General features: G+C 36.5%; 8 protein-coding genes. 2 read left to right on the plus strand and 6 right to left on the minus strand.

The features are described from left to right. Positions 1 to 51: 51 nt before the first annotated feature. The 3 genes from uvrC to ATZ99_RS08645 all read right to left on the minus strand — a co-directional run bounded on the left by uvrC (position 52) and on the right by ATZ99_RS08645 (position 3,907). Positions 52 to 1,878 (minus strand): excinuclease ABC subunit UvrC, encoded by a 1,827-nt coding sequence (gene uvrC, locus ATZ99_RS08635; RefSeq protein ID WP_068748838.1) that lies wholly within the window; start codon positions 1,876 to 1,878, stop codon positions 52 to 54. A 39-nt stretch (positions 1,879 to 1,917) separates the two neighbouring features. Then, positions 1,918 to 2,466, minus strand: a complete 549-nt coding sequence (mobB, locus tag ATZ99_RS08640) for a molybdopterin-guanine dinucleotide biosynthesis protein B (protein WP_068748839.1) — start codon at positions 2,464 to 2,466, stop codon at positions 1,918 to 1,920. Between the two features lie 85 nt (positions 2,467 to 2,551). Next, complete coding sequence (locus tag ATZ99_RS08645; protein WP_068748840.1) at positions 2,552 to 3,907, minus strand: alanine/glycine:cation symporter family protein; 1,356 nt, start codon at positions 3,905 to 3,907, stop codon at positions 2,552 to 2,554. Positions 3,908 to 4,224: 317 nt separating this feature from the next. On the opposite strand from ATZ99_RS08645, the gene ATZ99_RS08650 reads away from it, so the two are divergent. Both ATZ99_RS08650 and ald read left to right on the plus strand, forming a co-directional pair. Then, positions 4,225 to 5,781 (plus strand): sigma 54-interacting transcriptional regulator, encoded by a 1,557-nt coding sequence (locus tag ATZ99_RS08650; RefSeq protein WP_068748841.1) that lies wholly within the window; start codon positions 4,225 to 4,227, stop codon positions 5,779 to 5,781. A gap of 173 nt (positions 5,782 to 5,954) precedes the next feature. Next, positions 5,955 to 7,079 (plus strand): alanine dehydrogenase, encoded by a 1,125-nt coding sequence (gene ald, locus ATZ99_RS08655; protein WP_068748842.1) that lies wholly within the window; start codon positions 5,955 to 5,957, stop codon positions 7,077 to 7,079. Positions 7,080 to 7,108: 29 nt separating this feature from the next. Here the strand turns inward: ald and ATZ99_RS08660 are convergent, their stop codons facing one another. From ATZ99_RS08660 to ATZ99_RS08670, 3 genes are all read right to left on the minus strand, one after another. Beyond that, positions 7,109 to 8,839 (minus strand): ATP-binding protein, encoded by a 1,731-nt coding sequence (locus ATZ99_RS08660; protein ID WP_245641350.1) that lies wholly within the window; start codon positions 8,837 to 8,839, stop codon positions 7,109 to 7,111. Then, complete coding sequence (locus ATZ99_RS08665) at positions 8,836 to 9,519, minus strand: response regulator transcription factor (protein WP_342669116.1); 684 nt, start codon at positions 9,517 to 9,519, stop codon at positions 8,836 to 8,838. The genes ATZ99_RS08660 and ATZ99_RS08665 overlap by 4 nt, the downstream gene beginning before the upstream one ends. Before the next feature lie 87 nt (positions 9,520 to 9,606). Beyond that, the gene (locus tag ATZ99_RS08670) at positions 9,607 to 10,371 is read right to left on the minus strand and encodes a polysaccharide deacetylase family protein (protein ID WP_068748843.1); all 765 of its coding nucleotides are present in this window, start codon (positions 10,369 to 10,371) and stop codon (positions 9,607 to 9,609) included. Between the last annotated feature and the right edge of the window lie 249 nt (positions 10,372 to 10,620).

Consider the following 10,620-nt stretch of genomic DNA (forward strand, 5'->3'; position numbering starts at 1 on the left):
TAAAAACCTCCCTTGAGCGCTGATTTCTTTAATATAAAATATTCAAGACGCTCAATGGAGGACACTGTGAAAATAATTGTAAACTGCTTTAGCAGCTTTTTTGTTCATACCGGGTACTCGCGCCAGTTCCTCAATGCTTGTATTTTTAATTTCTTCTATGCTTGGGAAAGATTGTAAAAGGGCTTTTTTTCTTTTTTCACCGATACCGGGTATACTATCAAGAACCGAGTCCATATTCCTTTTTGCCCTTATGTTTCTATGAAAGGTAACGGCAAAGCGATGAGCTTCATCTCTTATCCGCTGTAGCAATTTCAAAGCCTCAGAAGTTTTTGGAAGTTCTATTGGATCTTTATCATCTTTATAAATAAGTTCTAACTCCTTGGCTATGGAAATTACCTCAATTTTTTCATTAAACCCCAGTTCTTTCAGGGCTTCTTTTGCGTATTTTAATTGACCGGGTCCACCATCTATTAAAAGTAAATCGGGGATTTCCCCGAATTTTTCATCTCCTTTTTTTGCCCTGTTAAACCTCCTGTAGATTACTTCTTTCATACTTTCAAAATCATTGGGGCCTTCAACGGTTTTAATTTTAAACCTTCTGTAATCCTGCTTTTTGGGTAAACCTCCCTCAAAAACCACCATGGAAGCGACAGAATCCGTTCCGCCCGTATTTGAGATATCAAAACCCTCTATTCTAAAGGGTAATTTTTGCAATGATAGTTTCTGTTTAAGTTCTTCCAATACGTTACACTCTTCCTTTTTTTCCCACAATCTTTTTTGCATAACGTACTCCTTAGCATTTTCCAAAGCTAAGCTAATCAATTTAAAGTCTTCTTCACTATTTTCACCGGCTATGACAATTTTTACCTTGGCTCCCTTTTTAAAGCAAAGCCATTCTTCCACTACATCTTTATCCTCAATATTTTCAGGCAATATAATTTCTTCCGGTATAGTTTTCATGTCATCATAAAATTGTTTTATAAAAGAAGAAATTACTTCACCTGGTTCATTTTGATAGGAATCGTTAAAAATAAATGGCCGCCTTTCAATAAGTTTTCCTTCTCGCACAAACAAAACCATCAGGCAAATAATATTCTCAAAAGAAAAATATCCAATTATATCTTTATTCTTTAAATCCATTGTTACCACATGTTGTTTTTGCCTTACTTTTTCTATAGAAATTAATTTTTCTTTAATTTCCGCAGCGGTTTCAAAATCCAGAGCCTCAGATGCTTTAAACATTTTTTCCTTTAAGATATTGACTAATAAATCGGTTTTTCCTTCTAAAAAAAGAATAATATTCTCTACCATTTCCATATATTTTCCCTGAGGTAAACCGCCCTTGCAAGGAGCAAGACACTTTTTTATATGATAGTTTAAACACGGTCGTTCTTTCAAAGGCAATTTACTTAAGTCCTTACTGCAATACCTTATGGGGAAAATTTTCCGAATTGCATCAATGGTTTCTCTTAAAGCTCCCGCATCCACAAAAGGACCAAAATATTTGGCTCCGTCCTTTTTTATTCGCCTTACTATTTCCAGATAAGGATAAGGAGCATCAAGGTTTATTTTAATATAGGGATACTGTTTATCATCCCTTAATAGAATATTGTATTTTGGTTTATGAAATTTTATTAAATTACATTCCAAAACAAGGGCTTCCAGGTCAGATTCTGTAACAATAAATTCAATATCTTCTATCTGAGAAACCATTGCCCGCACTTTTGGCGAAAGGCTCTCCTTATTTCTAAAATAGGATTTTACCCTGTTTTTTAAATTAATCGCTTTCCCTACGTAAATAATTTTCCCTTCGATATCTTTCATAAGGTAAACTCCGGGTTTTTCAGGAAATTTGTTGACCTTTAAAGGGTTAAACATATAGATTCCTCCAGAAAATTTAAAAATGTATATTTCAATTTATATTTCATTAATAATAAATTCAGCAATCTTTTCTCCATCGTCCCTATTAAAAAAAGGTAAGTTTTTATCAAAATACTTAATATACGGATTCCCTTCGTAAGAAAACATAGGACCTTTAATGAAAGAATTGTTTATATTCAAATCCTTCTTTCCTGCAAAACACAATATATCTTTTTTATACTCCTTTAAGAATTCTATCTCGTCCTTCTCTCCTTGCCCTTTTAAAATAAAAATTTTAGGAAAATCTTCATATTTAAAACCTTCTATTAGAACAATATCATAATTGCCTATTTTTTTCAGTAAATCCCGTAAGCTAACCTGTTCCCTCTTATACATAATTATACCTTCCCCGAAAATCCCTGCAACAAAATCAGCCTTTCGAATAATATACCTATCGGTGTCCTTTTCCCCGAATTTTACCCCTGAAACCACATGTTTTATTACCGCAACAGTTAAACCTTTTTCTTTTAAAATGCCAATGAGTTTATCTATTAGAGTAGTCTTCCCGCTTCCTGAAAAACCGGAAATTCCTATAATTTTTGTCAATTTTAACACCGCCCAAAAATAATATAAAAATATCTAAAAAAATTATACATAAAAAATTATAAAAAAAAGAGGGGTAAATCCCCTCTTAAAAGTTTTCTTCCGGTGCTTTTTCCTCCAGTCTGTCTTCCCAGACATATTTTTTAGTTTCTGCTACCAACACTCCGGATAAAGCAATCAGGGAAATAAGGTTCGGAATGGCCATCATGCCGTTTAATACGTCAGCAATATCCCACACTAAACCTAAGGACATTACTGAACCAACGAACGCAGCTATTACCCACAACACTCTATAGGGCATTACCGCTTTCGTTCCGAAGAGGTACTCTACAGCCTTTTCGCAGTAGTAAGACCATCCAAGAATTGTTGAATATACAAATGTTAGCAGACCTAAGGTTAACGTAATTGGCCCTACTACAGGTATATGTTCAAAAGCAGTTTTTGTAAGAGCAGCTCCCTTTAAGCCCGTCTGCCAAGCTCCGGTGGTAACAAGCACAAGGCCGGTCAATAAACAAATTACCACCGTATCCCAGAAAGTTCCTGTCATCTGAACAAGGGCTTGTCTTGCAGGGTTAGGGGTTTGCGCTGCTGCGGCGGCTATCGGAGCGCTTCCAAGCCCGGATTCATTGGAGAAAACCCCACGGGCTACACCGTATCTTATTGCCTGCATTACTCCTGCACCGGCAAATCCACCAATCATTGCTTGCCCGGTGAAAGCACTTTTTAAAATCGTAGCAATAGCCCCGGGAAGAGCTGAAATATTCATAAGAATTATTATCAGACATCCGAGTACATATACTATTGCCATAAAAGGAACAAGGGCCTCGCATACTCTTGCAATACTTTTTATTCCGCCTAATATTACTATTGCAGTTAATACAGCAATAACAAGCCCCGTAATCCAAGTTGGTATATTAAAGGTATTTTTTACCATATCCGCAATGGAGTTTGCCTGTACGCTTACACCTATACCAAAACCAGCAATGGCGGTAAAGAGGGCAAAAAGCACTCCCAGCCATTTCATCTTAAGTCCTCTTTCCAGGACGTACATGGGACCTCCTGCCATCTGCCCCAATTCATTTTTTACCCTGTACTTTACAGAAAGTAAGGTTTCAGCGTACTTAGTCGCAATACCAAAAACGCCAGTTATCCACAACCAAAAAATAGCCCCCGGCCCACCGAGTCCCACAGCCGTTGCAACGCCTACTATATTTCCCGTTCCCACTGTTGCTGCAAGGGCAGTAGCTAATGCTCCAAAATGACTTACGTCCCCTTCTCCTTCAGCAGACTTTGCAAGAGAAAGTTTAATGGCTTTAAATGTGTACCTCTGAATAAATCGTAATCTAAACGTTAATAATAAATGAGTTCCTACAAGCAGGACCAGCATAGGAGGACCCCAAACAATATTACCCAATTTGCCCACTAAAGCCGCAAAAGCTTCCAAAAAAATCCCTCCTTAATTTATTTTTTCTTATTATTACCAGAAATGATTATTTTACTAACATCACCTCCTGGGTATAATATTACCTATTTTTTATAAAAATTTTATATCCTTTGGTACTTTTTAATTATTATATAACAAAGCAAATTCTCTGCCAATTATATTTTGTCTTATTTTGCTGATTTTTTTTATAATATTAATAGTTTAAATTAATTTATAGGACCAAAATGTAAACTTTTTATTCCACAGTTTCCATTTAAAAAGGATTTTTTCAATAAATATGGAATTATTAAATAACAAATCTTTTCGGAGGGTAGAAAATGAAAAGATTTAGGTACCGGATCAGATTTAAAGATAGGGTGGGTATGGTAAGAGATGTTTCCGAAACCATAGCAAGTTGCGGCGCTAATATAATAGCTTTATCCGTAAAGCAGGGGGAAATATATTTTAATATTGAACCTATTCCAGAGATAAAATTAAAAGATATACTTGATAAAATAAGAAACATTAAAGATGTTTACGAAGTTACACCTGTAGAATGGCTTCCTCACGAACTTGCCCATCAACATCTGATTACTGTAATAAATTCTGTAGAAGAAGGAATAATATCCGTAAATAAAAATTTAATAATAACCACGTGTAATAATAAGGCTTCTATTTTTCTCGGTTACGATTTTACCCCAATTAATCAATCTCTAAAAACTTTGACCGATTTACCGGACGAAATAATAAAAAATATTGAAAAGGGTAAAAGTATAGAACAAAAAGAAATTGTATTAAATACACCTAAAGGGCCGTTAAGGGTATTAATAAATGTAAAACCTTTTTTTGATGACAAAGGTTTCGTAGATGGGGCTGTAATTACCCTGAGAAAAATGTCTGAAGTAAGGCGCCTTGCCCATTCTCTGACAAGGCCGGTTATGATTACTTTTGAAGATATCATATATAAAAGTAAAAAAATGAAAGAAATTGTAGAGCTGGCTAAAACCGTTTCTAAGGGAGATTCTACTATTCTTCTACGCGGTGAAAGCGGCACGGGAAAAGAGCTTTTCGCCAGGGCGATTCACATGGAAAGTGAAAGAAGGGATTATCCTTTTGTAGCAGTAAACTGTGCTGCAATACCTGATACGCTTTTAGAAAGCGAGCTTTTTGGTTATGCGGATGGAACCTTTACCGGTGCTCGTAAGGGCGGAAGACCCGGGTTATTTGAATTTGCTCACCACGGCACAATATTTTTAGATGAAATTGCAGAAATCCCTCCTCATATTCAGGTAAAACTTTTAAGGGTTCTTCAGGAAAGCAGCGTCAGGCGCCTCGGTGAAATGGAAGAAATAAGAATAGATGTAAGAGTAATAGCTGCTACCAACAGACCTCTGGAAGAAATGGTAGTAAGAGGAGATTTCAGACAGGATTTATTTTACAGGCTAAATGTAATTCCGATTTTTATACCACCTTTAAGAGAACATAAAGAAGATATTCCCGTTCTTGTGGATTATTTTATAAAAAAATTTAACAATAAATTCAATAAATCCGTTCAAGGTATTGCTCCTGCTGCCTTAGAATATCTTTTAAGTTACGACTGGCCCGGGAATATAAGGGAACTGGAAAATGTAATGGAAAGGGCAATGAACCTATGTAAAAAGAATATTATTTCTGAAAAAGAAATCATTATAAATTCTCCCACCATATTCAATTCTTCTTCTAAAAGATATTTTCAGTTAAAGGATATTGTGAATGAAACAGAAAAAGAAGCTTTAATTCGGGCTCTTTCTCAGGGAAAAAGTGCAAGAAAAGCAGCAAAAATACTGGGGGTTTCCCACACTACCGTAATTAAAAAAATGAAAAAATACGGCATTAATTTAAATGAACAAAATTAATTTTTTGTAATTATGACAATGATTGGTGTTGTATTTCCAAATGGAAACTATTGTTTCCATAAATGCTTTTTCTTTTTTGCCATCGAGGATTTTATACGCAGTATATTTTTGGCACAAATCTTGCTTATAATAAATTGATAAAATAAATATCAAAAAATAGGAGGATTACCAGGATGATTGTAGGTGTTCCAAAGGAGATTAAGGCGCAGGAAAACCGGGTCGCAATAACTCCGGCAGGAGTTGATGCTCTAGTAAGAGCAGGACATAAGGTCCTTATAGAAAAAGGTGCGGGAGAGGGAAGTGGAATTTCCGATGAAAGTTACAAATCCGCAGGAGCAGATATTATATCCGATGTAGCCTATGTATGGGAAAAAAGCGACATGATAGTAAAAGTAAAAGAGCCTCTTCCTTCAGAGTACAAGTATTTTAGAGATGGTCTAATTTTATTTACCTATCTGCATTTAGCCCCTGAACCCGAACTGACAAGAGCTTTAATGGAAAAGAAGGTAGTTTCAATTGCCTATGAAACAGTCCAAAAAGAAGACGGCAGCTTACCTCTTTTAACTCCCATGAGCGAAGTTGCAGGAAGATTAGCAATTCAGGAAGGTTCCATATACCTTGAAAAATTCAGAGGTGGCAAGGGCGTTCTTCTTTCGGGTGTTCCGGGTGTACCTCCCGCTTCTATAGTAATCGTCGGTGCCGGAACCGTAGGTGTAAATGCATTAAAACGCGCTGTAGGTATGGGAGCAAAGGTTACTATACTCGACGTAAATGTTAATCGCCTTCGCTACTTAGATGATATTTACCAGGGCAGAGTTGAAACTTTATATTCTAACCGTTTCAATCTGATGAAGGCGGTAAGTGAAGCAGACCTTGTGATAGGTGCCGTATTAATCCCCGGTGCTAAAGCCCCGAAATTAATTACTGAAGAAATGGTACAGGCTATGGAACCCGGAAGCGTAATCGTCGATGTAGCCATCGATCAGGGAGGCTGTGTGGAAACCATAGACCATCCTACCACCCATGCGGAACCGGTATTTGTAAAACACGGTGTAATTCATTACGCAGTTGCCAACATGCCCGGTGCCGTTCCCAGAACTTCTACCTTTGCCCTAACAAATGCCACTTTGCCTTATGCTTTAGAAATTGCCAATAAAGGCTGGAAAAATGCCGTAATGGAAAATAAAGCCCTCGCCAAAGGCGTAAATGTCCTGAATGGAAAAATAACCTATAAAGCTGTGGCAGAAGCTCACAATCTATCCTACACGCCTTTAGAAGAAGTACTTTCGGAAATGTAAAAAAGCCCCTTCAGGGGCTTTTTTTATTTTTATTCGCCGCAGGGAAGGGAAAAATAAAAAATACTTCCTCCTTTTTCATCATTTGACGCCCAAACCCTGCCGCCATGATTTTCAATAATACTTTTTACTATAGCAAGTCCCAAGCCGGTACCTCCCTTTTGCCTTGCCCTCGATTTATCCACTTTATAAAATCTTTCCCATATAAAAGGCAGCTCCTCTTCCGGGATACCGGGCCCTTTATCCTTTACGGCAACCCTTATATTGCCCTCATCATCCAGCTCTGAAGAAATAATAATTTCTCCCCCTTCCGGAGAAAATCTTAAAGCATTGTCGATTAGATTTATCAAGACCTGTTCTATCCTGTCCTCATCGGCAAAAAGAAGAGGGGTTTCTTTTAAATCCAGTATAAATTTTACGCCTTTTTTTGCTGCAAGATTATGCATTTTTTGAACAACTCTCTCAATAAGTCTTTGAATAGAAAATTTATCTTTTTTAAGGGTGCCCTGTCCGTTTTCCATCAATGACAGGTCCAGCAGGTCATTTACCAGTCTCTTTAACCTCAAAGTCTCTTCTAAGATTATGTTAATATAATTATTCAGGGTTTCTTTATCCTCCACCATCCCATCCAATATGGCCTCGGAATAGCCCTGAATATAGGTCAAAGGGGTACGCAGTTCATGGGATACATTTGCTACAAATTCTCGCCTTAGATTTTCCAGCTTTTTTTCCTTAGTGACATCCTGCAATACCACTACAGCTCCTTTTACCCCATCGTTCAACAACGGTGAAATTTTTGCCCGAATTATTTTCCCATTCAGGGTAATTTCCTCTACGATATTTTCTTTTAAATCGTATAACCTTAAAAGAGCATTTTTCAGAATTTGCAAGGCTTCCTTCTCGTCATGTTCTTTATCTATGATATTTAAAAGCTCCATTGCCTGAGAATTTGCCATTACTATTTTATTATTTTCATCAAAAGTTATTACTCCATCGGTCATACCCAGTAAAATATTCTTTAGCTGGTCCTTTTCTTTTGAAAGTGCGTTCAAATTATCTTTTAACGCGTCGGAAAGAAAATTCATGGTCCTGGCAAGGGTACCTACTTCATCGTCTTCGATTACTTCTATCTTTTTATCAAAATTACCCTTAGCCATCTCTTCCGCAGCTTCTTTCATCAAAAGCAGAGGTTTTGTGATGCTTTTTGAAAATACGAGGCTAGTCCCTGACGATAAAAGAATTGCAAAAAACGCCGAAAGTAAAATAAGCTTTCTTATTTCCCACACTGATGAAGATAATGAAGCCATTGGTGAGAAAAGCAAAAGACCTCCTACAACATTTCCATCACTGGCCACGGGTAAAGCTACCATCAGCATCGGATTTTCTACGCCTCGAAAAAAGTTTCTTTTTACCAGTATTTTTCCGTTAAGAATGCCATTTAAATCATTTTTATCAAGAATCATTCCCATCTTTGGATGAAAGTATTTGGAACATACCAAAATAGTCCCACGTTTATCTATTAATACCGCATTGGCATTTATAAACCTGGTAATGTCGATAAACTCTTCTACATTTGAACCCCGCAGAATTAGTGAAATTAACTGCTGTCCCTCATTTATAAGTTCATTTTCCTTTATCCTGAAATAAAAGTCCTCAAAGAATTTAGACAAAATCAATCCCGAGAATATAATGGCAACTATGGAAATCAGGCTTATAAAGGCCCATAACTTCCATAATATGCTGTTTTTTATTTTAATTTTCACTTTACCACCTCAAATTTATAGCCTACTCCCCAAACCGTAACAATATATGACGCCGCTTTGCTTCTCCCAAGCTTTTCTCTCAATTGCTTTATGTGGGTATCAACCGTTCGCAGGCTGCCGTAAAAATCGTAACCCCATACCTCTTCCAGCAATTTTTCCCTTGTAAATACCTTGTCCTTATTTTTAGCAAGAAAATACAAAAGATCAAATTCCTTGGGAGTCAAAGTTACTTCTCGTTCATCCACCTTCACCAATCTTGATGAAGGGTCAATATACAGACCCGGAAAATCCAGGACATCCTTATCTTCCTTAGGGCTAAGCCTTCTGAGCAGGGCTTTAACCCTGGCCACCAACTCCCTTGGACTGAAAGGCTTTACTATATAATCATCGGCTCCCAGTTCAAATCCCAAAATTTTGTCAAACTCTTCCCCTCTTGCGGTTAACATGATGATAGGCACATCGGAATTCTTTCTCACATTTCTGCATATAGTCCATCCATCTACCTCAGGTAGCATCAAATCCAATATTAAAAGATTATAATCATTTTCTTCTATCTTTTTTAAAGCCGTTTGACCATCAAAAGCTTCATCAACCCTGAAACCTTCCTTCTCCAGATAAAGCCTTACCAGGTCCACTATTTTCTTTTCATCATCCACTACGAGTATCTTAGGCTCCATCATTAAAACCAGCCCCTTAAAAAAGAGTTTATAAAATCATTATAATTTCATTACTCAAGTAACGTCAATAATTTAAATCACAGTATATTTTTAAAGCTTTTTCCTCATTTCTCCGCTTGCCCCATCAATATAATAATCCCCTTTAATTAATAAAGATGAAACGGGTACAATTTCATATCCCTGTTTTATCAACTCGGGTAAAATTATTTTTAAAGCCTCGGGGGTGTTCTTTCCATTATTATGGAAAAGGACTATGGAACCCGGTTTTACCCTTTTAATTACCCTGTCATATATAGCCGATGCGCTTAAATCCTTCCAGTCCAAGGAATCCACATCCCATTGGATAACATAATACCCAAGTTCCTGAGCTGTTTTTATTAATGTATCGCTGTATTCCCCAAAGGGTGGCCTGAAAACTTTGCAATCCTGCCCGGTTAACTCCTTAATCCTGAGATGGGTAGATTGAATCTCTTTTACCACTTCATCTTTTGAGAGCTTTCCCATATGAGGATGAGTAGCAGAATGATTCCCTATTTCATGTCCAAAAGAAGCAATAAGTTTTGTCATTTCCGGGTATTTATCCATCCACATTTTCACAAGGAAAAAGGTGGTTTTTATTTTATATTTGTCCAATATGTCTAAAATCTCCGGAGTTTTATCCGCCCCCCAGGCAGCATCAAAAGATATTGCAATCCTTTTTTCCTGAGTCTCAACCCTGTATATAGGAAGCAATCTGTCGAAAAAAGAAAAAACCCTCAATGTCTTATCATAATCCGAAAAATAAAAAGAGTAGAACAAAAGGGCAATTATCATGATATAAATTAACACCAATAATCTTTTTCTTATGGTTCTCATTGTCCTTTCACCTCCAATTTTATTACATCTTTATTCAAGGGATTTATAAAATATGATTTTTTGTCGAATAAGATAAAACATTCTTGAATATTTATTTTATTAAGTATGTATGAGTAATTTCGGAAACAGTTAAAAATTCCCTGTAAAAAACTAACAAACCCAACAAAAAAACCAATAAAACCCAACCTTTTACCCAAAGAAGGAAGAAAAGAAAAAAATAACAAGTAAACAGCAATACTTACTAAAATA

Origin of the sequence: Thermovenabulum gondwanense (assembly GCF_001601575.1) — a bacterium.
GTDB lineage: Bacteria > Bacillota > Thermosediminibacteria > Thermosediminibacterales > Thermosediminibacteraceae > Thermovenabulum > Thermovenabulum gondwanense.